The 24669-nt window shown below is 35.9% G+C and carries 34 protein-coding genes and 1 pseudogene; 28 read left to right on the plus strand and 7 right to left on the minus strand.

Annotated elements, in window-relative coordinates:
* Positions 1-92: 92 nt before the first annotated feature.
* Together ACOZIR_RS07250 and ACOZIR_RS07255 are read left to right on the plus strand one after the other, a co-directional pair.
* Positions 93-476 (plus strand): DUF302 domain-containing protein, encoded by a 384-nt coding sequence (locus ACOZIR_RS07250; RefSeq protein WP_028414671.1) that lies wholly within the window; start codon positions 93-95, stop codon positions 474-476.
* Between the two features lie 175 nt (positions 477-651).
* Positions 652-1263, plus strand: a complete 612-nt coding sequence (locus tag ACOZIR_RS07255; RefSeq protein ID WP_045290871.1) for a DUF421 domain-containing protein — start codon at positions 652-654, stop codon at positions 1261-1263.
* 62 nt (positions 1264-1325) lie between these two features.
* Here ACOZIR_RS07255 and ACOZIR_RS07260 read toward each other — a convergent pair whose 3' ends face one another.
* Positions 1326-1868 (minus strand): recombinase family protein, encoded by a 543-nt coding sequence (locus ACOZIR_RS07260; RefSeq protein ID WP_045290869.1) that lies wholly within the window; start codon positions 1866-1868, stop codon positions 1326-1328.
* A 666-nt stretch (positions 1869-2534) separates the two neighbouring features.
* Between ACOZIR_RS07260 and ACOZIR_RS07265 the strand changes: the two genes are divergently transcribed.
* From ACOZIR_RS07265 to ACOZIR_RS07340, 16 genes are all read left to right on the plus strand, one after another.
* Positions 2535-4001: a SulP family inorganic anion transporter gene (locus ACOZIR_RS07265; protein WP_045290867.1), complete on the plus strand. Its 1467-nt coding sequence runs from the start codon at positions 2535-2537 to the stop codon at positions 3999-4001.
* A 14-nt stretch (positions 4002-4015) separates the two neighbouring features.
* Positions 4016-4423, plus strand: a complete 408-nt coding sequence (locus ACOZIR_RS07270; RefSeq protein WP_028409472.1) for a universal stress protein — start codon at positions 4016-4018, stop codon at positions 4421-4423.
* A 197-nt stretch (positions 4424-4620) separates the two neighbouring features.
* Complete coding sequence (locus ACOZIR_RS07275; RefSeq protein WP_045290865.1) at positions 4621-5040, plus strand: GNAT family N-acetyltransferase; 420 nt, start codon at positions 4621-4623, stop codon at positions 5038-5040.
* Positions 5041-5230: 190 nt separating this feature from the next.
* Positions 5231-5788 carry a DUF2975 domain-containing protein gene (locus ACOZIR_RS07280; RefSeq protein WP_301862259.1) on the plus strand — a complete coding sequence of 186 codons (558 nt, stop codon included), beginning with the start codon at positions 5231-5233 and terminating at the stop codon, positions 5786-5788.
* A gap of 10 nt (positions 5789-5798) precedes the next feature.
* Complete coding sequence (locus ACOZIR_RS07285; protein ID WP_045290861.1) at positions 5799-6005, plus strand: helix-turn-helix domain-containing protein; 207 nt, start codon at positions 5799-5801, stop codon at positions 6003-6005.
* Positions 6006-6124: 119 nt separating this feature from the next.
* Complete coding sequence (locus ACOZIR_RS07290; protein WP_045290859.1) at positions 6125-6436, plus strand: hypothetical protein; 312 nt, start codon at positions 6125-6127, stop codon at positions 6434-6436.
* Positions 6437-6585: 149 nt separating this feature from the next.
* Complete coding sequence (locus ACOZIR_RS07295) at positions 6586-7113, plus strand: RNA polymerase sigma factor (RefSeq protein WP_052942373.1); 528 nt, start codon at positions 6586-6588, stop codon at positions 7111-7113.
* Entirely contained in the window at positions 7097-8176 is a 1080-nt protein-coding gene (locus ACOZIR_RS07300) for a DUF4030 domain-containing protein (RefSeq protein ID WP_045290855.1), read from the plus strand. The genes ACOZIR_RS07295 and ACOZIR_RS07300 overlap by 17 nt, the downstream gene beginning before the upstream one ends.
* 67 nt (positions 8177-8243) lie before the next feature.
* Positions 8244-8507, plus strand: coding sequence for a hypothetical protein (locus tag ACOZIR_RS07305; RefSeq protein WP_340141897.1), 264 nt, complete (start codon positions 8244-8246; stop codon positions 8505-8507).
* Between the two features lie 63 nt (positions 8508-8570).
* Complete coding sequence (locus tag ACOZIR_RS07310) at positions 8571-9296, plus strand: ATP-binding cassette domain-containing protein (RefSeq protein WP_340141898.1); 726 nt, start codon at positions 8571-8573, stop codon at positions 9294-9296.
* Positions 9293-10120 (plus strand): ABC transporter permease, encoded by an 828-nt coding sequence (locus ACOZIR_RS07315; protein WP_221777978.1) that lies wholly within the window; start codon positions 9293-9295, stop codon positions 10118-10120. The genes ACOZIR_RS07310 and ACOZIR_RS07315 overlap by 4 nt, the downstream gene beginning before the upstream one ends.
* A gap of 13 nt (positions 10121-10133) precedes the next feature.
* Positions 10134-10907 carry an ABC transporter permease gene (locus ACOZIR_RS07320; RefSeq protein ID WP_045290847.1) on the plus strand — a complete coding sequence of 258 codons (774 nt, stop codon included), beginning with the start codon at positions 10134-10136 and terminating at the stop codon, positions 10905-10907.
* 7 nt (positions 10908-10914) lie between these two features.
* Positions 10915-11592, plus strand: coding sequence for a response regulator transcription factor (locus tag ACOZIR_RS07325; protein ID WP_340141899.1), 678 nt, complete (start codon positions 10915-10917; stop codon positions 11590-11592).
* Positions 11580-13043, plus strand: a complete 1464-nt coding sequence (locus ACOZIR_RS07330) for a HAMP domain-containing sensor histidine kinase (protein ID WP_340141900.1) — start codon at positions 11580-11582, stop codon at positions 13041-13043. The genes ACOZIR_RS07325 and ACOZIR_RS07330 overlap by 13 nt, the downstream gene beginning before the upstream one ends.
* Before the next feature lie 655 nt (positions 13044-13698).
* Positions 13699-14421 (plus strand): FxLYD domain-containing protein, encoded by a 723-nt coding sequence (locus ACOZIR_RS07335; protein ID WP_045290842.1) that lies wholly within the window; start codon positions 13699-13701, stop codon positions 14419-14421.
* A 63-nt stretch (positions 14422-14484) separates the two neighbouring features.
* Complete coding sequence (locus tag ACOZIR_RS07340) at positions 14485-14811, plus strand: antibiotic biosynthesis monooxygenase (protein WP_310877936.1); 327 nt, start codon at positions 14485-14487, stop codon at positions 14809-14811.
* Between the two features lie 428 nt (positions 14812-15239).
* Here ACOZIR_RS07340 and ACOZIR_RS07345 read toward each other — a convergent pair whose 3' ends face one another.
* Complete coding sequence (locus ACOZIR_RS07345) at positions 15240-15542, minus strand: hypothetical protein (protein WP_340141901.1); 303 nt, start codon at positions 15540-15542, stop codon at positions 15240-15242.
* A 233-nt stretch (positions 15543-15775) separates the two neighbouring features.
* Between ACOZIR_RS07345 and ACOZIR_RS07350 the strand changes: the two genes are divergently transcribed.
* Positions 15776-16834, plus strand: a complete 1059-nt coding sequence (locus ACOZIR_RS07350; protein ID WP_045290836.1) for a hypothetical protein — start codon at positions 15776-15778, stop codon at positions 16832-16834.
* A 47-nt stretch (positions 16835-16881) separates the two neighbouring features.
* A complete protein-coding gene (locus tag ACOZIR_RS07355) occupies positions 16882-17247 on the plus strand; it encodes a cupin domain-containing protein (protein WP_045290834.1) in 366 nt (121 codons plus the stop codon).
* Between the two features lie 25 nt (positions 17248-17272).
* Here the strand turns inward: ACOZIR_RS07355 and ACOZIR_RS07360 are convergent, their stop codons facing one another.
* Both ACOZIR_RS07360 and ACOZIR_RS07365 read right to left on the minus strand, forming a co-directional pair.
* Entirely contained in the window at positions 17273-18046 is a 774-nt protein-coding gene (locus ACOZIR_RS07360) for a Cof-type HAD-IIB family hydrolase (RefSeq protein ID WP_045290832.1), read from the minus strand.
* 14 nt (positions 18047-18060) lie between these two features.
* Positions 18061-18231, minus strand: a complete 171-nt coding sequence (locus ACOZIR_RS07365) for a hypothetical protein (protein ID WP_421535542.1) — start codon at positions 18229-18231, stop codon at positions 18061-18063.
* A gap of 106 nt (positions 18232-18337) precedes the next feature.
* Here ACOZIR_RS07365 and ACOZIR_RS07370 point away from each other — a divergent pair, with 106 nt between their 5' ends.
* A complete protein-coding gene (locus ACOZIR_RS07370; protein WP_045291061.1) occupies positions 18338-18835 on the plus strand; it encodes a hypothetical protein in 498 nt (165 codons plus the stop codon).
* Positions 18836-18897: 62 nt separating this feature from the next.
* Here the strand turns inward: ACOZIR_RS07370 and ACOZIR_RS07375 are convergent, their stop codons facing one another.
* Entirely contained in the window at positions 18898-19098 is a 201-nt protein-coding gene (locus ACOZIR_RS07375; RefSeq protein ID WP_045290830.1) for a hypothetical protein, read from the minus strand.
* A 169-nt stretch (positions 19099-19267) separates the two neighbouring features.
* Here ACOZIR_RS07375 and ACOZIR_RS07380 point away from each other — a divergent pair, with 169 nt between their 5' ends.
* Together ACOZIR_RS07380 and ACOZIR_RS07385 are read left to right on the plus strand one after the other, a co-directional pair.
* Positions 19268-19675 (plus strand): DUF1878 family protein, encoded by a 408-nt coding sequence (locus ACOZIR_RS07380; protein ID WP_045290828.1) that lies wholly within the window; start codon positions 19268-19270, stop codon positions 19673-19675.
* 57 nt (positions 19676-19732) lie between these two features.
* The gene (locus ACOZIR_RS07385) at positions 19733-19990 is read left to right on the plus strand and encodes a hypothetical protein (protein ID WP_045290826.1); all 258 of its coding nucleotides are present in this window, start codon (positions 19733-19735) and stop codon (positions 19988-19990) included.
* 93 nt (positions 19991-20083) lie between these two features.
* On the opposite strand, the gene ACOZIR_RS07390 is transcribed toward ACOZIR_RS07385, so the two are convergent.
* Both ACOZIR_RS07390 and ACOZIR_RS07395 read right to left on the minus strand, forming a co-directional pair.
* Positions 20084-20269: a hypothetical protein gene (locus tag ACOZIR_RS07390; RefSeq protein ID WP_045290825.1), complete on the minus strand. Its 186-nt coding sequence runs from the start codon at positions 20267-20269 to the stop codon at positions 20084-20086.
* A 507-nt stretch (positions 20270-20776) separates the two neighbouring features.
* The gene (locus tag ACOZIR_RS07395; protein ID WP_071272542.1) at positions 20777-21058 is read right to left on the minus strand and encodes a DUF4190 domain-containing protein; all 282 of its coding nucleotides are present in this window, start codon (positions 21056-21058) and stop codon (positions 20777-20779) included.
* Positions 21059-21350: 292 nt separating this feature from the next.
* On the opposite strand from ACOZIR_RS07395, the gene ACOZIR_RS07400 reads away from it, so the two are divergent.
* The 5 genes and pseudogenes from ACOZIR_RS07400 to ACOZIR_RS07420 all read left to right on the plus strand — a co-directional run bounded on the left by ACOZIR_RS07400 (position 21351) and on the right by ACOZIR_RS07420 (position 24520).
* Complete coding sequence (locus ACOZIR_RS07400) at positions 21351-21641, plus strand: hypothetical protein (protein ID WP_340141903.1); 291 nt, start codon at positions 21351-21353, stop codon at positions 21639-21641.
* 21 nt (positions 21642-21662) lie between these two features.
* Complete coding sequence (gene yidC / locus ACOZIR_RS07405) at positions 21663-22427, plus strand: membrane protein insertase YidC (RefSeq protein WP_340141904.1); 765 nt, start codon at positions 21663-21665, stop codon at positions 22425-22427.
* A gap of 56 nt (positions 22428-22483) precedes the next feature.
* Complete coding sequence (locus ACOZIR_RS07410) at positions 22484-22723, plus strand: hypothetical protein (RefSeq protein ID WP_340141905.1); 240 nt, start codon at positions 22484-22486, stop codon at positions 22721-22723.
* Between the two features lie 292 nt (positions 22724-23015).
* Positions 23016-23867, plus strand: coding sequence for an ABC transporter ATP-binding protein (locus ACOZIR_RS07415; protein WP_415382204.1), 852 nt, complete (start codon positions 23016-23018; stop codon positions 23865-23867).
* Positions 23868-24520, plus strand: a pseudogene (locus ACOZIR_RS07420) (ABC-2 transporter permease).
* The last annotated feature ends 149 nt before the right edge of the window (positions 24521-24669 follow it).

Raw genomic sequence — 24669 nt, forward strand, 5'->3', positions numbered from 1 at the left:
TAGATTTAAACTTTAAGGATGGGGCAGAATAACATGAACTTCAAGTTTCGTAGAAGAAAGGAATTCATTCTAACTTAACAGGAGGAGATTGGATGTTTGATTACACGGTAAAAACCTCGAAAAGCCTAGAAGAAGCGATTAGTTCTCTAGAAGAAAACTTAAAAAGCGAAGGGTTCGGTGTTTTGTGGAATTTCGATTTAACTGCAAAGCTACAGGAAAAAGGGCAGGACTTTCATACACCGTTTACAGTATTAGAAGTGTGTAATCCGAAAGAAGCTCAGCGTGTTCTTTCGCAAAATCTTTTAGTAGGATACTTTCTCCCTTGTAAAATGGTTGTATATCAAGATGAAAGTGAAACAAAGATTGGCATGCCTAGGCCTACGGCTATGATTAATATGCTTCATAATGAAGAGCTCCAAACACTAGCAGAAGACATCGAAACAAGATTAATACGCTGCATTGATCAATCTGTATAAGTCCTGTGATTCCGAGAAAGAAAATAACAAAACAAAAAGATACCTTTACGTAAGGTATCTTTTTGTTTTCTAACTTTATTAGGGTATGAGGAGTGGAAACGAAATTTTTGATACATGAATAATTTGCTTTCAGATGCCTAATCTAAAAGCAGACTGTAATAAAAAGGATGATATTATGAATTTTATCTGGCAATCTGTAATCTTGATTTTAACGGGAATCTTATTGTTGAGAATAGCGGGAAGAAAATCGATTGCTCAAATGACGCTCGCTCAAACGGTCGTTATGATTTCCTTAGGTACCATCATTGTACAACCTATTGTTGAGAAAAGTATGCTAAAAGCCATTGGCGGGGCAGCAATTTTTGTTCTTGCTATTTTAGTTTTAGAGTACTTACAATTAAAGTTTAATGGGTTTGAAAAATTTCTGACAGGTAAATCTAAAATCGTTATAAATAATGGTCAATTAGATACTAAGCAGCTTAAAAAATTACGTTTAACCGCCGATCAATTAGAAATGAGATTACGAAATGCAGGCATATCAAACATAAAAGATGTTAAAACCGCCACAATTGAACCAAATGGACAGTTAGGATACGAACTTCAAGAAGATGCAAAACCTTTGACTGTAGGTGACTTTAAACAGTTGATGGAATTATATATGTCATCTTTTTCTCAAACCAGCGCGCCTGCGCAAGATTTACATAACAAAGTGTCTTCTAAACCTTCTTCAGATATATTTGAAGAAATTAATCACCATTCTAAACCGAATCCTAAATATCTTCAGTGATATAGCCACTAAAAAAAGACGGCCTTTTTACCGAATGAAAGGACGTCTTTTTCACATGTGCTTTAGTTATCTAAGTAACGGTACAAAGTCGTTTTGCTTATACCTGTAGCTTCTGTGATTTGAGCAATCGTATAGTTTTTACTCCAGTACATATCAAGCGCTCGGTGGACGTTATAGTCAGGTTTTTTTGGCCGGCCGCCGCTTTTTCCTTTTGATTTTGCTTCTTGAAGACCGGCTTTTGTGCGTTCACTGATGACGTCATGTTGAAATTCACCAATACGTTTAATGGTACTGAAAAAGGCTTTTCCTTGTTCGGTGGATGTATCAACGTCATCCAAGATCGATACAAAGTGAACATGATTATCTGAAAGATACTCAATTAATTCAATGAGGTGCCGAGTGGAGTCTGCGATACAGTAAAATTTATACACAACGACTGTATCGCTTGGCTGGAGTGAAGCTACCATCTCATCGAATTCTACTCTTTTTTTTATGGAATTTGTTTTTTCATGATAAATTTTATCGCAATTAAAAGGCTGCAACGCCTGTAACTGTTTGTCCAAGTTTTCATCTTCGCTATATGGACGGGTATAACCAATAATCACTACACCATCTCCTGCATGGATTGTTTATTTATATTTACCTATTGTACCAAATTCCTTCCGCTCATAACATTTCTTTTCAGTATAGAAAGAAGTATAGTTCCAAAAAAGATCGTTTTTGGAACAAAAAATGATAGACATTTTGGTTTAGGTCTGCTAGAGTTTTAGTTGTTCACAACGTCTCGGCTTCTATGAGAGTTGGAAGCCACTTATAAAAGAAAAGCGAGGTGTAATATGGATAAAGAGACTATTAAACAGATTCGAAAAAGCTACAATTTGAATCAGCGGAATTTCGCTGAAAGAGTAAACTGAAGTTTTTCACTCATTGCATTAGTGGAAGTTGGAAAAAGAAGAGTCACACAGGACTTGGAGAATAAAGTGAAAAAAGCGTTTGGGTTAAATGAGGAAAAAATAAAGGAGCTGATTGCTTCAATTTAATAAGAGCGTAGTTAAAAAATGTAACGAAACGTTTCATGTACGTGAATATAATTTTTGAGGAAGATAGGATATGTTGGGCTGTTTTCACTCATTTTTTTATATATTAAAAGTACCATAAACGTTCCATTTAGGTTCTGTTTATTTTCTATTTTACTACTTTTATTGTTCAAAATCTAGAAAAGCGTACAGTAAACGTTTATGACTATAGAGAGAAAGGTGTTTTTTGTTATCATGTTCAATAAATTAAAAGTGGAGTGGTTTGGCAACGTGAAAGGAGATATCCTTTCAGGTATTGTCGTAGCGCTTGCGCTCATTCCTGAAGCCATTGCTTTTTCCATTATTGCCGGGGTAGATCCGATGGTAGGATTACACGCATCTTTTTGTATCGCCGTTGTGATGGCCTTTGTAGGAGGGCGTCCTGCGATGATTTCAGCAGCTACCGGCGCGATGGCCCTGCTGATGGTAACACTAGTAAAAGAACATGGAATGGAGTATTTATGGGCAACGACTATTTTAACGGGTGTGATTCAACTTCTGTTTGGCATTTTTAAGATTGCTCGCTTTATGAAATTTATTCCGAGGTCCGTGATGGTCGGGTTTGTGAATGCACTAGCTATTTTAATTTTTATGGCACAAGTTCCGCACTTCGTAGGAATTTCAACGATGACGTATGTGTTTGTGGCGTTAACTCTTGTCATTATCTACGTGTTACCGCGCTTTACAAAAGCAGTGCCATCTCCATTAGTAGCCATTGTCGTCATGACAATTGTAGCTATTTTCGGAGGATTTAATTTGCGTACAGTAGGAGACTTAGGAGAAATCACAAAGTCACTGCCGATCTTTTCTATTCCTAACGTTCCATGGAATATGGAAACATTGTCCATCATCTTTCCAACAGCGCTAGGGCTGTCTATTGTTGGATTAACGGAATCGCTGCTGACGGCATCGATTGTGGACGATATGACAGATACGTCTAGTAATAAAAACCAGGAAAGCAGAGGGCAAGGAATTGCGAATATCGTCGTTGGTTTCTTTGGCGGCATGGCTGGCTGTGCGATGATCGGTCAAACCGTTATTAATGTAAAATCAGGCGGACGCGGTCGTTTATCAACGTTTGTAGCAGGGATATTTCTTATGTTTCTCATTTTGGTGCTAGGGGACTGGGTTGTCAAAATTCCAATGGCTGCACTAGCAGGCGTCATGATTATGGTATCGATCGGAACATTTGACTGGTCTTCACTTCGTACGCTCACGAAAGTCCCTTTAACAGATACCCTCGTGATGCTTGTGACGGTAATTACGGTTGTAGCAACACATGATTTATCAAAAGGAGTTATTGCGGGTGTTATTTTAAGCGCAGTTTTCTTTGCTGCAAAAATTTCAAAGCTAGACGTATCAGCAAAGAAATCGGAAAATCGAACGGTCTATAAGGTAAAAGGTCAGCTGTTCTTTGCCTCTGTAGAAGACTTTGTTCATTCTTTTACGTTTACAGAAAAACAAGATCAAATTTTGATTGATTTTTCAGAAGCGCATATTTGGGATGACTCAGCCGTAGCGGCTATCGATAAAATTGTACTGAAGCTAAAAGAACAAACGTCTGCTGAGGTGAAGCTGACAGGTTTAAATGATGTAAGTGAAGAATTACTTCAAAGATTAGCGACTTACAACAAGTCAAATGCAAGAGCATCAGCTCATTGATAGGGGGACAATGAATGTATCAAAAAATCTTGTTAGCTGTAGATGGATCAGAACATTCAAAAAGAGCCGCGGAGCATGCGATACAAGTTGCTTCTTTCATACCGCAATCAAAAGTAGAAATTATTTCGGTTATTGACTTATCAAAGGCGAAAACCGAAATTTTACACGGAGAGCTGAAACAAAAAAGACAGCAAGCGCTCGAAGAAATAAAGAGCTGCTTTGAAAAGAAGCAGATAGCGCATCAGCTTAAAATAGAACGCGGCGACCCGGGGCCAACCATTGTAGCCTACGCCAATAAAAACAACTTTGATCTGGTTGTAATAGGAAGCCGAGGCTTAAATTCTCTTCAAGAAATGGTGCTAGGCAGCGTCAGTCATAAAGTAGCTAAACGAGTACACTGTCCGGTTATGATTATTAAGTAAACGAACGTAGTTATTGTAGGTGCAAATCGCAGATAATTTGTACCTTTTTTGCGATGAAATATAGAAGTTAACGTTTATACATCATTACTGACATGCATGATACTTTTTATCGTATACACATACTCGTAATGATCTGCCAAGGACTTTTGCTTTTGAAAAAAGAAATAGTTTATAAAAAAACAAAAGGAGTAGATTCTATGAAAATTTCCTTTTCACATTCTATAGAAAACGTTGAGTGGTCGAGGATGAAAGAAATTTACCGTTCTGTCGGGTGGAAGAACCATGATGAAGAAAAAATCAAAAAAATATTTCAAACAAGCAGCGTAGTAGCGATTGCTTATGATGAAAATAAAATAACAGGGTTTGGCAGAGCTCTTTCAGACGGTGTGTTTAATGCTGCGATTTATGATGTTGTGATTGATAAGGACTATCAAAACAAAGGAATTGGACAGCAAATTACAGAAAACCTGCTGGCTCAGCTTAAGGATATTTCCTGCGTTCATCTTGTTTCCACATCAGGAAATGAAGAGTTTTATAAAAAAGCAGGGTTTCGTAAAATGAAAACCGGTATGGCTCGTTATTTAAATCCTTCTTTAGCGGAAGAATATTTAGAATAAGCTATGGCTAAGACTGCTGTTTATATAAATTAAGTCTATATGTCATTACAATAGCATCTTTCTTTTTATCTAAAACGACTATTATTTATCAAAAAAAACATAAAATTTATTGTTTTTCGATAAAAAATCATTGATTTCCTTATATATACATGGTAAATTAATCCTAACAATAGTTATGGAGGATGTTTACATGAAACGAACAAATGGTTATCGAATTCTTTTTTATCTGGTCAACACTTTATTTTGGTTTAATATTTTTGTAGCAGGTATTATGGGAATAATGGTTATTTACCTTCAGTTTGACGACTCAATCTTACAGAACTCATCTTTTAATTTATCATTAGGAAAAGGATTGTTTGATGTTAAGCTGAACGAAATTCCGGATACAAAATTAGTCCAAATTTGGATTGTAGCCTTATTGATTTCTTGTTTTTTATCGATTGCAATGCTTTGGAATTTTAAAGTATTATTTAAAAATGCAGCTAAAGGAATTATCTTTGTTTCAAGTAACACAAAAGCCATTTTTGCAACAGGTATTATCTTTTTAATAGGATCATTCGCTGCTGGAATTCCTAAATTTTTTATAGCAGCTAAATTAGCTCCTTTGTTAAACCTTAAACATGGAACTATTACTATTTCATACTCAATAGATGGTATTCTGTTTATAGCAGCCGTTTTTATTCTTCTTTTAGGAGCATTCTTCAAAAAAGCAGTTGCAATTGCTCAGGAAAGTGAACTTACTATATAGGAGGTCAGAGATGATTAGAGTCAACTTAGATGTCATGATGGCCAAAAGGAAAATATCTTTAAATGAGCTAGCAGATCGAGTAGGGATTACCAAAAGCAATCTTTCTATCTTAAAAACTGAAAAAGCAAAGGCCATACGCTTCACTACGCTGGAAGCCATTTGTGAAGTGCTAGACTGTCAGCCAGGTGACATTTTAGAGTATGTGCCAGATGAATAAAAAAGAGGGCATAGAGAAAATCTATGTCCTTTTTTCTTTTTGGTGTTGAGACTATGGAATCTGTATATTTCTATTTAATAATATATGGTAGTATTTTCTTTAGTTAGGAGGTATTTGAAATGAGTATATCAAAAGAAAATAAACCGATTTTATTAACTCTTATTTTGCTGGCAGCTGCGTTTGTAGTGTTTTTTGCGAATCGGATATTCCCATCAAATTCAATTTTTCCAAGTAGAAGCGGCGATTTGACTATTCCCCTATGGCTGTTTTTTGCGATAGACGTTGGTTTTATTGTGGCACTAGTTTTAGGAATCCGAACGAAAAAGCCGAGCGTTGTGTGGTTCAGCATTATCGCAAACAGCATCTTTTTTGTTTTGCTTTCTGGCTTAATTTTTTTACTAGCAATTGCAAATGGCATTTCTGAACCGTAAGCCTTTGATTAACTAAAAATTTTATAGATTGCAATAGTAAAAGCTTTCTTAATTAGGAGAGCTTTTTTATTTTTGTAAATAAAAACCACAACTTTTTTTAAAAAATTACGTCTAAGTAACGAATACTAGTTAAAAGGATGGTCAGGACATTGGAAAATACGAAAAAAGAAGAGATTGAGCGTTGGTATGACGAACATAGTGACGCCTTATTAAAATTTATTTTGATGCTTGTAAAAGATTATCAGCAAGCTGAAGATTTGACCCATGAAACATTCGTAAAAGCTTATCTTTCCTATGATTTATTTCAGCAAAACGCCAGTGAAAAGACGTGGTTATTTCGTATTGCCCATAATGTAACGATTGATTATTTTCGAAAACAAAAGCCTACTAGTCTTTTAAAAGATTTTCTTCTTTCGAAAAAGGATCATGCTCGTTTACCTCAAGAAATGATTGAGCTTAAGGAAACTTCTCTAGAACTTTATCAAGCGTTAGGAAAACTCAAAGATTCACATCGTAAAGTTATTTTACTGCGCAAAGTTCAAGGTTTTTCCGTTAAAGATACAGCCACCATTTTAGGCTGGTCTGAAAGCAAAGTAAAATCAGCGCAGTTCAGGACAATTCCTGCTTTAAGAAAGCAGTTAGTAAAGGATGGATACGTATATGAAGAAACCGTTTAATTCTTATATAGATGACAATTCTCTAGAAAAATTGAACGAGGAGTTGATTTGGAAATCAACGAGGAAACAAAAGCATAAACAAAGGCTCTTAGAAACAATTGATCAATTAGAATCTTCACCACCTGTAAAGTCTAAAAGAAATCTATTTTCTATCAAACAAAATCACTTTGTAAGAAATATTGTATATTGTGGTATAGCCCTTTTTCTTTTGAGCGGTGCATTCATTAGTTCAGCATTTGTTTCTCCAGCAATGGCGCAAGTGGCTGCTAAAATCCCTTATTTAGGACAGATTTTTAAGCAAAAGCCTGTAGCCGATGTATTGTATCAAGAGCTTGAGAAAAAGGGATATAAAACGGCTAGTGTCGGACAGACCTATTATGGAGGAAAAAAAGAATTAGTTGTATCGGTAGAAGGGTCGGAGAAGTATTTTAATAAGGTACGAGAAGACATAACTGATATTGCAACCAATATTTTGTCCAAAAGGCAATATGATGCCTATACGTTTAAAATCGAAAGAATGGAGCCGTATGTCTATCCGGAACCGAATGCACAAGAGAAAAAAATTGAAAAGATTCAAACTGATATTTCTACAGAATTGGAGAAGCATCATTATGACTTTTTAATAGCTAACGTTAGTTTTAGCTCTCCGCCAACAGTAGAGCTGGAAATTCCTAATACAGAAAAGAGAGTGGAAGAAATAAAAACCATTATTCGTGCTGTTCTGGCTGAAAATAAAGCAGAGAATGCTTCTATAAAAATAAAGAAAATAAACCTTAAGAAACGTGACCAAGACAATCGATGGGGAACTATTGTTACGGATGTGGGTGAAGACTTATTAGGGAAAGAGAAATATCATGTCAAGATGGTAGGCTATTCTGTTCATCCCGAACCACAATTATTTATCTACACTTCATTAAGCGTTTCCGAAGATAATAAGAAATTTGCCGATGAACTTAAAGGAATTATCGATGAATTTCTTGAAACAAAAGAAATGAAAAATAAAGTGAAAGGTGATTCTTACACAGTTGTGATTTACGGAAAAGGGAATAAAAAACTAAACTAAACACAGCACTTAAATATTTCTCTATACATGCTCCTTAATAACAGATATCTTGAAAGGTTGATAGACGATGATGATAGGCGGTTCTTTACTTATTGCACTGCTGCCAGGTGTACTTATACTCGTGTTAACTTGGCTATTCAGAAAAATGAAATGGAACAAGGTCATTAGAATGAACCCTTCAATACTAACCCTTATGGCTGCGGCTGTTCTTTTTTATATTGGTTATGTAGAAGTAAGAGGCTTTAAAGGTGCGGGCTATTTGTTTTTATCCGTATGCTTACTTTTGTTTGCAACTGCAGCATTTATCATTGCCAAAAAACCTGTACGATAATTTTTATAAACTTTATAAATTCTTTATAAATCCCTCCTATACTACGTGTAGGGGGGATTTAAGATGAAAAATATTATTTTAGAGGTAAAGAGCGTTTCAAAAAAAGTAAGACGACGTCACTTAGTAAAAGAAGTATCGTTTCAAATTAACGAAGGGGAAATATGTGGACTGCTAGGGCCAAACGGAGCAGGTAAAACGACGTTAATTCGTTTATTGACGGGGTTGATTAAACCAACCGGAGGAGAAGTTTTTATTAATAATAAACATATTGTTTCGCAAAGAAAAGAAGCGTTGCAAAACGTTGGTGCAATTGTGGAGTCGCCCATCTTTTTTCCTTATATGACGGGAAAAGAAAACCTGACAAATTTAGCTCGACTGCATTCATTTCATACAAAGCAAGAAAGGCAGCAAAAAGTAAAAGAAGTGCTTGATATTGTGGGATTAACCGGCAGAGAAAACGATAAAGTTCGAACGTATTCTCTTGGGATGAAGCAAAGGCTCGGCATTGCTCAAGCGCTTTTAGGCGACCCGGACTTATTAATACTAGATGAGCCGGCCAACGGCTTAGATCCGATGGGCGTACGTGAACTGCGCGAGCTGATTTTTACGTTAAAACGCGACTATAACAAAACGATTCTGATTTCTAGTCATTTGCTGGATGAATTACAGCGAGTATGTGATCAAATTGTGGTAATGAGAGAAGGAGAGTTAATGTGGGACGGAGCTCTGGACCAGCTAGCATCCGGTAAAAATCTTGAAGATGCGTTTGTAGAGATGGTGTCACAATGAAGGAGCTGTTAGTAGCGGAGTGGGAAAGACTTTGGAAACGAAAAGTGGCGTGGCTGACCTTTCTATTAGTGCCTGTGGTACTGTTAGTTGCTTCTTCCTATCTCCAAAAAGAAAACGGAGCACTCACAGTCAATTTACCACAGTATACGTTTGCCGGAAACTTCCCTGTACTGAGCTTAGTTGAAATGTTATTTACCGTTTTTAATGCCATGTTCTTAGTTTTTATTACGCTCGTCGTTACCGGCGAGTACCGGTCAGGACAGCTGCGAATGGTCATGATACGATCATATTCGTTTAAAGAAATCATCCTAGCAAAAGCCGCAGTGATTCTGCTGTTTAATTTACTGTTTTTTATTACGTATTTTTGTATGAGCTATATGATAGGCTTTTTGCTGTTTGAACACCCGCAAAGCTACTTTGTGTTTTATCACAGTCATGTTTTCAACATAAAAGAAGCGCTAGTATATAATCTTTCATTCTATGGGTATGCCTATTTAACAACTATTGCGATATGCTGTGTGCTGTTTTTTATCTCTGTTATCAGCAAAACAGCCACTACGGCTGTTGGAATGGGGGTTGCTTTTATACTGATTTCCTTTTCATATCCAAATTTATTAACAGGGTTTAGGCAGTGGATGAGTGAAGAGCTTTTTGGACAGCTGTTTTTTACTTCCGTACCGATGATTCAATGGCAGGGGATTACAGTCATGATGGCAGAAAAACCGCAGTTTGTAGGCTGGAATCTGGGTATCTTAGGTTTTTATATTCTATTTTTTAGCGGTTTAACGTATGTAGCTATTCGAAAAAAAGAATCATTTTTATAAAAGGAGAGAAGAGATGATGACAGGACTTTTTATCAGTGAATTAGAGCGAACGTTTAAACGAAAAAAAACAGCGGCTGTATTGGCCGTGTACGTAGGGTTACTTGCTTTTAGTTGGTTCATTTTCTTTCAAAGGGGGGGCATTTCGTTTTTTGATGCGGCTCATGACGTGAAAATTGACTCTTTAAATTCAGCGCCTTTGTTTCTCCGAGACCTATCCTTTGTGATTACGTTTATTGTCATTCCTATGTTTGTGGCAGATAGCTTCAACGGTGAGTACACATCGGGAGCTCTGCGCATGGTACTAATTCGGCCCCACCAGCGTGTGAAGCTGTTTTTTGTAAAGTGGGCGGTTCAATGTTTACTAGTTTTTCTTATTTTGTGTATTACGTGGGTATGGGGGACGTGCCTTGGAAAAATAGCTATGCCTCATGTGAATGAAACGACGTTTTTAGGGGGACATACATTAGGGACTCTAGGGGCGTTGATGTATTCGCTAAAATTTTACGGCATTTGTTTTTGCATCTTTATAGCGGTTATTAGTATCGGGAGTATCCTGAGCGTTCTTATGCCTAATTCTATTTTATCTTACATCTCAACTATTGGTGCTTTAATTGGAAGTGTGTATGTGTCAGATAAACTAAGCTTCTTTTTCTCCGTAACCGATTCTGTTTTTCATGAACTAAGTAAGTCAAACTCTGAATTTTTAGTAAACCTATTATTTCCAATTTTGATTATTAGTCTTATAATAAACCTATTCGTATGGAAAAAGAAAGAATGGGTAGGGTGAGCTGGAGATGAATCAAACAATTTTACTAGTGGACGACGAAAAAGACATTATTTCATTTATGAAAGATGCGCTGCAAGATGAAGGATATGAGGTGGTGTTTGCTTACGAAGGGCAACAAGCGTTAAAAAAGTTAAAAATAAATCCAGATTTAATTGTGCTGGATGTAATGATGCCAGGCATGGATGGCTTTGCACTTTGTGAAATGATTCGAAAAAGCATATCATGCCCCATTATCTTTTTGAGCGCCAAACAAACGGAGCTGGATCGGATAAAAGGACTATTAGTGGGTGGAGATGATTATTTAGTTAAGCCTTTTAGCATGAAAGAACTAAAAGCCCGGATTTACGCCCATCTGCGCCGAGAGCAGAGAATTAGCAATAACTCCTATAACAGGCTTCATTTTGGAGAGTTAACCATTGATTTAAATGGCTATCAAATTTTACATAACAATGAAGTAATTCCGTTTACTTCAAGAGAGTTTGAGATCATTCATTTCCTCGCTCTTCATCCAGGTCAGGTGTTTACACGCGAACAGCTGTATGAAAAAGTGTGGGGCTACGACGCCGAAGGAGATTCGTCTACGATTACAGAACACGTGAAGAAAATTAGAGCCAAACTATTAAAATATGACGAAACACCTTATATCTCGACCGTTTGGGGCATTGGCTACAAATGGGTAAAATAAAAAAATGGATGAACCGGGCGACGTTAAAAGCGCAGTTTGTTTTATCCTTTCATTTGATCTTGCTGTATAGCCTGCTTGCGACGCTTTTAACGTGGGGAATCGTTATTGCAGTAAACTGGTTTCTTATGCCTGGAGCACTGAATCCCGCAAATTATTATGAAAAACAAATTCCCGATATTCTTCAGTTCGTCAAAGAAAAAGAGGATGCGCTTCTTTCGAAAGATGCTAAAAACCAAGTAGAATCGGTTATTCCGCTAAAAGGCATGGATTATCAAATTATAAATAGAGAAGGACAAAACGTGTATGGCTCCATGTCCACTTCATATATTAAGAGCAAACGCGATTTGTATTCTCAGGTCAACACCAATATCCATTCAGGTAAATACATTATAAAAGTCTATCCACTTTTTAATTCAAAAGACGAAGTAAACGGGGCGATTGCGCTAAGATATCAACTAAATATGGCCTCTACTAATCCTAATATTAAATGGATGGTTGCGCTTGTAACATTTGTATCGCTAGCCAGTCCATTTCTTTATTTTTACTTGTTTGCTTATTTGTTTGGAAGACGATTTAGTAAAAAAATTGAACGGCCTTTTAACGAGCTGATGACCGCAGCCAAAAACATTCAGCATAATAATTTAGATTTTTCGCTGTCCCTGACTCAAGACGCAAAAGAATTAAGTCAGCTCTTACATGCCTTTGAAGAAATGCGAAAAGAATTAAAGCAATCGCTATCTAAACAGTGGCAGCTTGAAGAAGACCGTAAAGATATGACGGCTGCGATTGCGCATGATTTACGAACGCCTCTTACAATTATTCACGGTCACACCGAAATTTTAGTAGAAGGAAGCAAAAGAGACCCGGAGAGGCTGAATCGATATTTACATACGATCTACACAAATACACAGCGTTCGATTCAACTATTAAATCAGCTGCAAGAAGTATCTGTGATCGAAAATCCGGGCTTTGCCGTAAAGCGTGAGTCTATTAATATATCCTCATTTGTTCATGAGAAAGCAGGCGAGTTTCAGCTTTTATGTCAAAAAAAAGAGATTACATTTGTAGCCTCAATTAGTCAAGAAGAAGCATCAAACCAATTGTACGGAGATCCTCAGCGGATTTCTCAAGTGTTAGATAATATTCTTACAAACTGTATTCGCTACACGCCTGAACGAGGGGAGATAGCGTGGAATACCGTCATTGATCACAACGAAGTAATCTTTGAAATACATGATACGGGACCTGGCTTTACGCTATCGAACAAAGAGCAGCTGTTTAAAAAGTTTTACCGAGAAGATGCGTCAAGAACAAGCGGCCACGGAAACTTGGGGCTAGGCCTTTATATTGCTCAGTCCATTGTGAAAAACCATGGAGGAAGCATCACAGCCGATAATAAGGAGACGGGAGGGGCATTGTTTAAGATTGTTTTTCCAATGGGAAAAAAGTAAACGCATAAAAAAAGAACCCTCAAAAAAGAGAGTTCCAAAAAGGGTAAGTAAGAAAGAAATGTACATGTTCCTTTGGGGGGACTGCATCTGTACAGTGAAAGTTATACCCGGTATACACTTGTTAAAACGTTGAAAAATAAACCAATAATGTGAAAAATAGATACATTGGCTTTTACCATTCATAAAAAAAGACTGCAAAGCGGCTGTATACCGTATTCTGCAGTCTTTCTTTAGTTTATTTGCGTAAAAAGTCTCCCATAAATTCATTCACTTTTTCTGCCTGCTCATGCTGAGGTGCATCGTTCACACTCGTTTTGCAGGAGTTTCAGCTCTATGGCCATCTCTTTTTTTGCTTCGTTTTCATCTATGCTTTCATTGTTTGAACGTGCGTGACTGCACCCCATTAACCCCAGCGCTAAAACGATTGTAATGGTTCCTATTGTTATCTTTTGTTATCTTGCTTATGCGCCTCATGTTGAAACTCCATTTCTATTTATTTATTACTTGCATATAAAAACTATATCATATAAATGGAATATTTATCTAATTGTAGTTTTAGTAAATTCTAATTAGGTGTGAAATTCCCTTTAGATAAATCCAAAAAAGTATTATAATGGAATTTGTTAAAAAAATAGTATTAAATGGAAGAATCATCATGAAAGTAAGACTGCTTCTAGGAATACTCTTAGCATTCTTGTTCATTCTAGCTGGATGCAACAAGGAAACGGACAATGCCCAGCATAAGAAAGAGAAAACAAAAGATGAAAAAATAAAAATAGTAGAAGAAAAAAGTTATACACTTACAGATTCGATCACTCATAATCACGTACTGAGCTATTCTGCGGTTATAAAAAATGAAAGTGACAAAACGCTTAATGTAAACGATACAACAATAAAATATGTAAACAAAACTGGAAAAGTCCTTGATCCGCATATTATTCCAAGTGACCCCGAAGTTCATCTTGCTCCCTATGTACTAAAGCCGGGCGAGGAAGGGTACATTTCAGCGGAAGGAATTATTAATAAAGAACCAGATACATATAATGTAAAGGTCAAGATTAATCCGATAAAACCTGCAAGTAATGTACAGAGCTTGAAAATTAAAGGCGACGCAATGAGTCAGGAAAAAGAGAATCACATCCTACATATCAAAGGAACAGCTACAAACAATACCAAAGAATCTACTGAATATATTCTGGTTGGTGGAGCCTTATATGGAAAACACAATGAGTTTATAGGAACTACATTTCAATCGGAAGAGGCGCAGCTGACTCCTGGAAAATCTATTTCTTTTGACGCTACTTCATCGCAAATCCCTGATAAAGAACTAGCGAAAGTGAAAACATATAAAGTAGTAGCTTCTACGTATCAAGAGTAAAAGAGTCTTCACATTAGACTCTTTTTGTTATTAATTAGACTTTATTTAAAGGAGGAAATTAAGATGCCTGGAATTGCTAAAACCCCCGAACCGCCTTATTATGCCGTTATTTTCGCTTCTGAAAGAACAGAAGGGGAGAAGGGTTACGGAATAATGGCAGACAAAATGGTGGAGCTTGCATTTAAACAAAAAGGCTTTTTAGGAATAGAAAGTGCCAGAGATCAAGATTTAGGCATTACCGTTTCATACTGGGATTCCTTAGAATCAATAAGAATGTGGAAAGAAAATTCAGCCCACCGCGCAGCGCAGCACAAAGGAAAAAAAGAATGGTATCAAACGTTTTCGCTTAGAGTGTGCAAAGTGGAAAGACATAGTTTTTTTGAGATGTAGGGCGTATATGGTTAATTGTTTTAAAAAGGGGAGAAGTCTTTTATATTTATAGCCACTGTAGGATTTATAGCCGTTTTTATCACTTTGTGTTCATTAGAAGCAAAGCTAAGAACGATCGTCAAACAAAACAATAGAATTATTGAATTACTTAAAAAAAGAATAGAGAATAAGAAAATGCTAATGGGCTCAACGTTTTATAATATTATTTCCTGACTTTAGTTCCGGGAAATGTTTTATTTTAAGAGTGCACAAAAAAAACCTCAGTAGGAGGTCTAGTTATTACTTTTAAAAGCACTTATAACAAGCTCATTTACTGTCGTATGTCATTCAAAGGCTGTGTCAAAAGCTGATTATAAAGGGAAATTATATTTATCGTTTCACCTGGAAAAATTAGCTGAGCTTCGTAATTTCATACTAAGATTTTTCATTTAATCACCGTATTTTTTTCTGTACGTGAGAAACGTTATTAAATATACAACTGAAATCGTCGTTAGAAACACTATCGGGGAAATGCCATTGCCATTATAAGAACTTTTCCCTTGAAAAGTCCGATAAATGGACTCTACAACATCTAAAATTAGTACACCAATAACGATCATAAATGAATACGATTGAGCCTTCGTGCTGATAAACTTCTTTCTTTCGTCACCTTTTCGCGAAGATGATGAAATAAAAATCAAAATTCCGCAAACTAACAGGATGAATGAATACACAATTTTAACCCAATCCATTTTACTCCTCCTTATTAATAAATGTAAAAAGTATTTTACATTTATTATTGTAGCATCAGTTCCAAAAATGTCAAACTCTTTTTACATTGTAAATTATTTGTATAAAATAATTGGTGAAAAAAATGATTTTATAACACAATGTCACGCTACAAAGTGACTTAAATCAACTTCATTGGTAAAATGGAAGTAACAGGAATTTTTGTTTTTCACCAACTAAACGTGAGGTGGGTTGTTTGGTTCTTCATAAAAAAATAGTTTCTTTTGTCGCTCTTTTTTTACTGCTGTTAGTCATAAGTTCAAATTACGTGTTGTATCACTCTTCTTTTGGACTTCAGTCTTTGCCTGCTGATCTCAACGGAGTAGTAGTAGGTTCTATTGTAGACTTAAGCCTTGTGGCTCCGCTCTTGTTTTTAGCTTGGCAGCGTAAGTTCAGTCTAAAGTACTTTATTGTATTAATGGCTACAGGCCTTATTACTGCGCGTTTTATCATTCCGAGTGAATACTTGGCTTCTTTTCAGTCGGTTATGTGGCTAGGTGTTGGAATAGAAGGAGTACTCATTTTATTTGAACTTTCACTGCTGTTTATGCTAATTAAAAACGTACCGCCTATTTTGAAAAGAGTCAAATCAAACTCTTTACCGCTTTTATTTTCCTTTTCGCGGGCTGTAAACGAAAAGTTCCCCAAACACGCTTTTATACACATACTTTGTTCAGAAATGCTAATGCTTTACTATGCGTTTGGAACGTGGAAGAAGCAGCCGAGTACTGAAGGGAATACGTTTACTCTGTATAAACGCTCCAGTTTTATTACGTTTCAAATTATGATTATTCACGCAATTGTCATTGAAACATTAGGGCTTCATTGGCTGCTGCACAATACGTCTATGACTCTTTCAATCGTTTTACTGATCCTTAATATTTATAGCATTGTTTTCTTCATAGGAGACATTCAAGCATTAAGGCTTAACCCTTTACGAGTGGAAGATGATCGTCTATACATTTCTTTTGGCTTAGCCAAGCGTATGGAAATCTCTTTTAAAGATATTGAAGAAATAATAGAAGACACTCACATCCTCCAACAAAAAGTACCTAACACCACGATTGAATTTATGGCACGCGATTTTGAAACTGTTCATCCTGATCTTTTACTAATACTAAAGTCTCCAATTGAAGCAACGCTTTTTATGGGAATCAAAAAGAAATACCAGCAGGTCGTCATTCGCGTAGATGATCCTCATAGGTTTAAAAAGCTAGTCAAAGAGCGTTTAGAGAAAAATAAGCAAAATATGTAATCATGGAGTGAACCCGAATTTAACTAAACAAAAAGAGGTTATGAACATTGAAAATCTATACATGCAGCAAAGAACAAGGCAAAAAAGTAGAAAAATATCAGTCGCATTTAGCTACTTACGTAAAAATGGCACAAACAAATGAAGCAGCTACTATCGGTTATATGTATATAGAAGGAGAAGGAACAGTAGGATATCACGAAGCGCCTATACCTCAGTTATTTATCGTAGTCGAAGGTGAAGGATGGGTAACAGGAAAGAATCAAAAACGAATACCTATTAAACGTGGAGAAGCGGCACTGTGGGGAAAAGGAGAATGGCACAGTTCTGGAAGTGAAGAAGGTATGACTGCCATTGTCATTCAATCGGAGGAGCTAAATCCTGAAGCATTTATGGAAAGAAAAAAGCACGCTTAGATAAGTATCTAGGCATGCTTTTTTTCTATAGGACTTTAAATTTTTTAAGGGCAAACTCAATCCCGTCTTCACCCGATTGCTTCGTGACAAAATCTGCGGATTTTTTTAACTTATCAGATCCGTTGCCCATCGCAATTCCAAGGCCGGCTAACTCTATCATATCGATGTCATTTTCTCCGTCTCCGAATGCGATAGCCTCGGATTGATGGATGTTAAAATAGTCTAAGACCTTCAGGATAGCTACCGATTTTGTGATCTCTTCTTGAAGCACACTTACGACATAAGGGTGCCACCTTTTAAATAGTAACTGAGGAAACCGCTGTGCATACTGCTCGGCGGTTCTGTCATCCCCATACAAGCACATTAAATAAATGTCTTCATCATAAATACGCTCATTCATTTGAGGATAATTACTGAGCGATAATGTTTCCTTTAGTGCTTTTAAAATATTATCATCTTTGACACCGTTCATGCTGAGCTCTTTTGTATAAAATGAAAGACCGTGATTTTGCGAGGCTGCGTATTCAAAGACTTCGCGCGCAACGTGCTTATCCATGGACAGCTTATGAATGACTTCTTCATTATGTACAGTAAACGCGCCGTTTGCGGTAATGAACGTATCTATACCTAATTCTTTAATTTCTTTACAGAGAGATAAAGGCCTTCCCGTAGCGGCTACGATTTTTAATCCTTTGTACTTTAAACTTTCTATAATCTCTCGAGTTTTAGCGGAAACAGTCCCGTTTTCGTGATGAGTAAGGGTTCCATCCACGTCAAAAAATACAATTTTATAGCTCATAGTAATCTCCTTGTTTAAACAGCTCGATCTTTTTTAACATTTACAAATAATAGTGCACAGACTAAAATAGCTGCTGCATATAAAAACGTAGAAACAACCGGTTTATGTAAAAAAACAGTATGATTGTATGAAGAGTCATACAAATAAAGAGCGGCTGAAAATAGAAAAGGCAGTAGTTTCCTCATGTTGTCACTCCCTGGTTTTATTATACATATTTTTCTTGTATTTGTATGTAATCTTAATAAGAGTAATAGTATTTTACATAAGCAAAGAGAAAGCGAAGTGACGAATATGACGATACATCACTATATAGGGTCTCCCTATGAATTGCCTACAGGAAGTTTTGGCACAAAAGAAACGCTGGTGTCTTTACCCGAATTTTCTCCTTTTAATCGAAATCAAAAGAAAGATAAGCTAATTACAATCTATGAAAAAGAAGAAGATGCGTACGGTATTCGTATCAATCGTTTAACTGACGGGTATAGCGAGATAAAGCATGCATTTACCTTGCCATATATCTATGAATTATCTTGTGATGCACATTCTAAATCAATAAGAGAGCTGTTTACTTATATTGAAGAACACCTTATAGAGGGGTGTTACATTGAATTATATTCTTGCTTGGACGGAGATGAAGCGGAAGAAAAAGATTCAAGTCTAGATATGAGTATTAACTTGAAAACGCTATATTTTGGAAAGTATTATAAATTAGACAAAAAGAAGTATATCTATGAATTAGGGGAAATGTTCAAATTTGAAGACAAACAATTTATAGTGGTGTTGAAATGAGTGGGTTAGCCTGTAACTTTTAGGTAAGAGTTATAGGCTAACCAGTTTAAGCAGACTGATATTTATAAAAAAGGCTTAATATACGGAAGACTCAAACCAAAATAAATAATAAACGACATAAGCAAGTAACAGCCAATAACACTTCTTCTAACTGGTTTAGAAGCTTTTTTTAACCAGCCCCAGTGTTTATCATCATAGTCAAAAATAAAGTAGTCCAAGATAACAGATAAAGTGATAATAGCAGCAATTATTAATAAGCCCATATATATCCTCACTTTCAATTTATGAAATTATCCGCATTTACAATAATATACCTCATTATTCCATTAATTACAAAGTCATACTTTTATAAACGGTTTATTAAATCTACTATATTATGGTAAAATTCACAGAGTATAGTAGTATCATTTTTAAAAGAAAGATGGGAAGAAGTTGGATGTCGTAAAAGAAGTAAAGCTATTAAAATATCAAATGAGTCTCATGAAGCACATGATTAACGCAGAGGAACACCCTTTTTTTATGTTTGCGATTGATCATGAATTTGAAGAAAATCAAGTGAAGGCATTCTTAAAAATACTAGGTGTGTTTAGTTGCCGAATAAAAGGTGAAGAAATTTTCGAATGGTATCAAAATGATCAGCTGTTCTCTCAATTTAACCTTTCGTTAGATAAACTATATGCGTCAGAACCACCTACGCTAGAAGAATTAAAAATGTATGTGACTAAAATTTTTTATCAGGAATTTGAACTAGAATATTTATTGTGCAGTTTGAAGAAGCAGTTTATTCAAACCGAAGTTTGCGAAATTTTCCTGCAGCGTTTAAAAACAGATTTGAAATAAATGATTTAAGAGGATTTCAAATCTGCAGAGTTTAAAGGGAAAGGAAGTTTAATTGAAATGGAACGAATTATCAACTTTTGGTCATTTGTGTGTACGTTACTGTGCGTCGTGTTCTTTTTTATCGCTTTTAATCACCCAGCGTTATTTAATATAAATTTTTGTTTGGCAATGATTCTATTTTTCGTCGGCATTGCAGGGTTCTTTGGAATAAACAATTGGGCATCGGCTCTAAGAAGTATTCTAACGGTGGTAATTAGTGCTGGATTAATTCTAGTAACAGGATTTATTATCTTCATCGGCAATCTTTTTTCATAGCAGATACATAAGAGATACTAAAAAAGATTTTCATTTAGAGAACCTTTAGTAAGCACGCTGCAGAAACAATTAAAATAGTAAGCTGACTTAACGTTACTCCTCATCCTTTGGTGTAGCAGCTCCATTCTCGTATATCTTTTCGATAATTTTATACGTAACACCAGTTAAAACAGACAGGATTAGCACCTTTCCTATAAGGTTAAGACCATAGTTATATTTTAGATAGTCTAGTAGTACGGCATATACAAATACGCAGATGCCTAATATGACATGTTTCATAAAAAACTCCTTTGTTATTGACTTAATTTGTCTATATTTTAACGTATAGAAGAGGGCTAAATCGTTAGCCCTCTTTTAAGTAAGCTTGTTAAGTGACCAGTTGTTTTTTAACTCAGTTATTTACATTCAAAAGAATAATCATTAATAATTGGATTATGTATTTCTACTATGGCTTCTCCGCCGTTATCATAACATTTTGAGGTCAAAGTTTTTATCTCTGAACTATTAAAATAGCTATAACAGTTAATCAACACAGAGATTACTAGTAGTAAAGTAAGTAGAACAATTATGATTTCTTTTATTCCAGATTCAACGATAGATTTAATTTTTCATTCTCCTTTGTAAGTTACATTAAAAGCTATAGACGTAGTAACAATGAATCAGAACATTTAAATTTCAAGAGCTTGATTTTCGGATAGTCGAAAATCAAGCTTTTATTCTTTCATATAGAAATTTAAATAATCCTATCTACACCCCGATTTTCTTGCATTTTTTAATTGACCTGTTTTATTCATAGTCAACCGTCGTTCCCGCAAACATAAACGTAATAATCCCTAATACGAAGAACAGCTGAGAAATCACGCCTACTATACTGCAGATCAGACCGGCAATCGCGAGTCCTTTACCGCTTTGATTCGTAGCAGCTATTTGATTTGATGCTTTTTTGTAGAAGATAATTCCAATAATCCCTGTAATAAACCCAATGATTGGAATAAAAATAGATACGATGCCTAGAGTTAGAGAAACAATAGAGTTGGTGTTTACTTGAGGTTTTGTGTTAGTTTCCAACGAATTCACTCCCTATGAATGATATTTTTTGATTATACCATAAAAAGGAATAATATCCTTTTTACTAGTAAAAGTAGAAATTTTTAGAATTATATGAGTGCCAGTATATTTTCTATGCGTCGTTTTATTAAACGTAAGATGATATGTACAAAAAGAAACTTATTCTTTGACGTTCCTATAAGGAAATCGGCTTTGTAGAGTATATTTACTGAGATAGCAGATTCTGCGCCATAAAATCAATTAACCTAAATTAAGGAAAATATGATACAATAATCCATAAGGATGTGAATAAATGGAATTGTTTATACCGGATGCTTTTCTGTATGTATCATTTGCGATTATGACGGCATTCTTTGTACATGCTGCTATTAAACTAGCTACCTTTCAAACGGTACATAAACATGTTTGTCTGCAGCAAAAGGACATGTATCTTATACAAAACGTAAATCTTTTATGCGCTCAGAATCTCATATGCTGCGTGTATTACAAATTTAAATTTATACATTCTGTTCACAGGCAAGAAGCAAAAGGTGAACAAGATGATGAAGGTCCGCATTCGTCAGTATTTTTTTCGTTTGACTAAAAAAATACTGGAGGAATATAAATGTTAAAACATAAAAAGAAGCTTTTCTTTATTGTTGCTTCCATTTTTCTACTTGCCGGCTGTGATTCAGCAAACGTGATTCAAAGTTCGCACACTCACTTTTTTGATCACTATTTTATTTACCCTTTTTCGCTGCTCATTTTGTTTATAGGAAATACGTGGCTTCATCAAAGTGTTGGTTTTTCGATTATGCTTGTGACGGTTGGCGTACGTATGCTGCTGGCTCCTTTAAACGTTCTTCAATATAAAAATCAGCTGAGCAATAAACGTATACAGCCTCAGCTTCAACAGCTGAAAGATAAGTACAAAGATAAAGATCCTGAGAGTCAGCAGCAATATCAGCGTGAAATGATGGAACTGCTTAAAGAAAATGGAGCCAATCCTCTTATGGGCTGCCTTCCTTTACTTGTCCAGCTTCCGGTCTTTTCAATTGTGTACTACGCGATTAGACGAATAGATGAAATTAGCGCATCATCTTTTTTGTGGCTTGACTTAGGACATGCGGATCCGTATTTTATCCTTCCAATCGCCGCGGCATTAGCTACGTATTTGCAGACAAGAGTCATGCAAAAGGATGTAGCAGGAATGAATGGATCGCACGCAGTGTTATCTCAAATTCTTTCGCCTGTCATGGTGCTTTCATTTGGGGTATTTTCACCGTCTGGTCTCGTTTTATACTGGATGACAGGCAGTTTGTTTATGATTTTTCAGTCTCTTGTATTAAAGAAGGTTTTTCAAGAAAAGGCAGTGCTTGAAGCAAAATAAATAAATTAAAAGGTTGCTCTGCTAGGAGCAGCCTTTTATTGAAAGGAGGGGGTACGGTGAAAAAATATATTCTTTCATTCGGCATAACGATTGGCACCATAGCAATTTTATTTTTTATCGGCAATATATTTCATATTTCGTTACTGTCAGTTCAGTGGATTTATGTAAATGAACCGGAAAATTTTCAAATGGAAGCAAAAGGCGGTTTAATACCGGTAGCAGTTGGACTTATTCTTGGTTTTATAACCGACTATGTATTAAGTGAAAAAGAAAAAAAGCAGCGTCATCCATTATAGTGAAGGAAAAGGATCTTTTATGGGAGATCCTTTTTTTATTTGTGATTTGGGTAAAAAGGTAAGTCAAGAATAGTACAGGTAGATGTTGTCATACATATTACGGTCATAAAAACCAAACGAAAGGGCAGCAAACCTTGAGGCTGTCATCGACTTTTTGTAGTTTCCTAGCTATAATTGGTAGTGAATAGTCATTTTTGTAAATAAAAGGTGATTTTGTGCGTTATCAAAGCAACTAAATGAGTTGGATTCTAGGGTTGTGCCTAACTACTAATAGAGAAAGTGAAGTGAGTACATGACAAATCTTTTAGAAGTTAGAAACATGGCAAAAACGTTTGGCCAAAATGAAGTTTTAAAAGATGTTTCCTTTAGTGTACCCCCTGGATCGATTGTTGGATTTATTGGTGATAACGGAGCGGGGAAATCTACGACGTTTAAAGCAGTGTTAGGACTGATTTCGAGAGATAGCGGTACTGTCGAAATATTTGGTGAAGACAATTTAAATAAAGATGCGACGATTAAAGAAGATATTGGAGTCGTGTTTGACGCGATTAATCTGCCGGTTTCTTTAACGATCAAACAGCTAAACAACGTTTTTAAGAAGCTATTTAACTCTTGGGAAGAAGCTGATTTTCACCGATTGATTCATTCTTTTTCGTTACCGGAAGATAAAAAAATACATATGTTTTCACGCGGCATGTCGATGAAATTATCTCTAGCTGTAGCGCTGTCTCACCGTGCTAAAATATTGCTGTTAGATGAAGCAACAGGAGGACTGGATCCCTCGTCTAGAGAGCAAATATTAGATGAATTAAAAGCATTTGTCAGCGATGGCAACAGCGGAATATTGCTTTCGTCGCACATTATGAGCGACGTCGAAAAAATCGCGAGCCACCTTGTTGTGATTAAAAACGGTGAGATTTTATTAAATGAAGAAAAAGAGAAAGTTTTTCAGGAGTATGCAATTGCCGTTATGAATGAAGAACAGCTGAACGTACTTCCGGAAGACATAGTAGTAGCAAAAAGAACGTATGATAAATCTTTCCGTGTACTCGTATCCGATAAGCATCAACTGCCAGAAGGAACTGTAACTGAAGCGATGTCGATGGAAGAACTAAGCGTGCTTTTAACAAGGAGTGAACCGTAAATGAGAGGTCTATTGTTAACGAACTACTACCTCATTCAACGAAGCTTTTTGACGTACACAGCGCTTGCCATAGTTATTTCTGCGGTCATTTTTTATTTTGCGAACCCTTCATTTTACCGTATTATAGCGATGTTAATTATTTTATTGATGGCAATGCCAGCGCTTGAAGTGATCAAACTAGAAAGTAAAACCGGCTATGACAAATACGTGCTTACTCTTCCGATTAGCCGAAAAAATGTGGTGCAAAGTCACTATGTTTTTTACTTTTTAATTGTCGTCAGCGGAACCATCCTATCTTATGCGGTTTTTTCTATGTATTCGATCATTTCCAAAAGTGCAGTAGAGGATATAGTAAATATCGTTTCGTTTGGTACATTTATCGTACTTTTTGCTGGTGCACTTGCTTATCCGCTTCTTTACGTATTCGGAGCAGAGAAATCTGACGCATTGTACTTGGAGGGGGAATGGGTGGCCTTTTCGTTGCCATTGCTTTACAGGGAGCTGTTGGGTACTTAGTCGAGATATTAGTGGCATCAAGCTTACCGATCGCTTCTTCTTTGCATGTTCCTATCTTGTATACCCTCTTTGGAATGGTGATGTATATTACTTCTTACTTTATTGGGCTGTCTATCTACCAAAAGAGAGAATTTTAGTATGAATTGATTTTGAAGTAAAGACTACAAAGCGTTCCTCAAGGCTATTTATCAATAAATAATTCAAACAAAAAAACAGCCACAACATTTGATAAACTAAGCAAACAAGATCTCAAAAATATAAAGGATATCATTGGCGATAAAGCTTA

It is taken from the genome of Priestia sp. D3YE.R1 (assembly GCF_049199565.1).
GTDB classification, from domain to species: Bacteria; Bacillota; Bacilli; order Bacillales; family Bacillaceae_H; genus Priestia; species Priestia aryabhattai.

Excerpts from the sequence above, each read along its gene's own strand:
- ACOZIR_RS07250 (WP_028414671.1), top strand. The coding sequence starts at position 93 with ATGTTTGATTACACGGTAAAAACCTCGAAAAGCCTAGAAGAAGCGATT.
- ACOZIR_RS07255 (WP_045290871.1), top strand. The coding sequence starts at position 652 with ATGAATTTTATCTGGCAATCTGTAATCTTGATTTTAACGGGAATCTTA.
- ACOZIR_RS07265 (WP_045290867.1), top strand. The coding sequence starts at position 2,535 with ATGTTCAATAAATTAAAAGTGGAGTGGTTTGGCAACGTGAAAGGAGAT.
- ACOZIR_RS07270 (WP_028409472.1), top strand. The coding sequence starts at position 4,016 with ATGTATCAAAAAATCTTGTTAGCTGTAGATGGATCAGAACATTCAAAA.
- ACOZIR_RS07275 (WP_045290865.1), top strand. The coding sequence starts at position 4,621 with ATGAAAATTTCCTTTTCACATTCTATAGAAAACGTTGAGTGGTCGAGG.
- ACOZIR_RS07280 (WP_301862259.1), top strand. The coding sequence starts at position 5,231 with ATGAAACGAACAAATGGTTATCGAATTCTTTTTTATCTGGTCAACACT.
- ACOZIR_RS07285 (WP_045290861.1), top strand. The coding sequence starts at position 5,799 with ATGATTAGAGTCAACTTAGATGTCATGATGGCCAAAAGGAAAATATCT.
- ACOZIR_RS07290 (WP_045290859.1), top strand. The coding sequence starts at position 6,125 with ATGAGTATATCAAAAGAAAATAAACCGATTTTATTAACTCTTATTTTG.
- ACOZIR_RS07300 (WP_045290855.1), top strand. The coding sequence starts at position 7,097 with ATGAAGAAACCGTTTAATTCTTATATAGATGACAATTCTCTAGAAAAA.
- ACOZIR_RS07305 (WP_340141897.1), top strand. The coding sequence starts at position 8,244 with ATGATGATAGGCGGTTCTTTACTTATTGCACTGCTGCCAGGTGTACTT.
- ACOZIR_RS07310 (WP_340141898.1), top strand. The coding sequence starts at position 8,571 with ATGAAAAATATTATTTTAGAGGTAAAGAGCGTTTCAAAAAAAGTAAGA.
- ACOZIR_RS07315 (WP_221777978.1), top strand. The coding sequence starts at position 9,293 with ATGAAGGAGCTGTTAGTAGCGGAGTGGGAAAGACTTTGGAAACGAAAA.
- ACOZIR_RS07320 (WP_045290847.1), top strand. The coding sequence starts at position 10,134 with ATGATGACAGGACTTTTTATCAGTGAATTAGAGCGAACGTTTAAACGA.
- ACOZIR_RS07325 (WP_340141899.1), top strand. The coding sequence starts at position 10,915 with ATGAATCAAACAATTTTACTAGTGGACGACGAAAAAGACATTATTTCA.
- ACOZIR_RS07330 (WP_340141900.1), top strand. The coding sequence starts at position 11,580 with ATGGGTAAAATAAAAAAATGGATGAACCGGGCGACGTTAAAAGCGCAG.
- ACOZIR_RS07335 (WP_045290842.1), top strand. The coding sequence starts at position 13,699 with ATGAAAGTAAGACTGCTTCTAGGAATACTCTTAGCATTCTTGTTCATT.
- ACOZIR_RS07340 (WP_310877936.1), top strand. The coding sequence starts at position 14,485 with ATGCCTGGAATTGCTAAAACCCCCGAACCGCCTTATTATGCCGTTATT.
- ACOZIR_RS07345 (WP_340141901.1), bottom strand. The coding sequence starts at position 15,542 with ATGGATTGGGTTAAAATTGTGTATTCATTCATCCTGTTAGTTTGCGGA.
- ACOZIR_RS07360 (WP_045290832.1), bottom strand. The coding sequence starts at position 18,046 with ATGAGCTATAAAATTGTATTTTTTGACGTGGATGGAACCCTTACTCAT.
- ACOZIR_RS07365 (WP_421535542.1), bottom strand. The coding sequence starts at position 18,231 with ATGAGGAAACTACTGCCTTTTCTATTTTCAGCCGCTCTTTATTTGTAT.
- ACOZIR_RS07370 (WP_045291061.1), top strand. The coding sequence starts at position 18,338 with ATGACGATACATCACTATATAGGGTCTCCCTATGAATTGCCTACAGGA.
- ACOZIR_RS07375 (WP_045290830.1), bottom strand. The coding sequence starts at position 19,098 with ATGGGCTTATTAATAATTGCTGCTATTATCACTTTATCTGTTATCTTG.
- ACOZIR_RS07385 (WP_045290826.1), top strand. The coding sequence starts at position 19,733 with ATGGAACGAATTATCAACTTTTGGTCATTTGTGTGTACGTTACTGTGC.
- ACOZIR_RS07390 (WP_045290825.1), bottom strand. The coding sequence starts at position 20,269 with ATGAAACATGTCATATTAGGCATCTGCGTATTTGTATATGCCGTACTA.
- ACOZIR_RS07400 (WP_340141903.1), top strand. The coding sequence starts at position 21,351 with ATGGAATTGTTTATACCGGATGCTTTTCTGTATGTATCATTTGCGATT.
- yidC (WP_340141904.1), top strand. The coding sequence starts at position 21,663 with ATGTTAAAACATAAAAAGAAGCTTTTCTTTATTGTTGCTTCCATTTTT.
- ACOZIR_RS07415 (WP_415382204.1), top strand. The coding sequence starts at position 23,016 with ATGACAAATCTTTTAGAAGTTAGAAACATGGCAAAAACGTTTGGCCAA.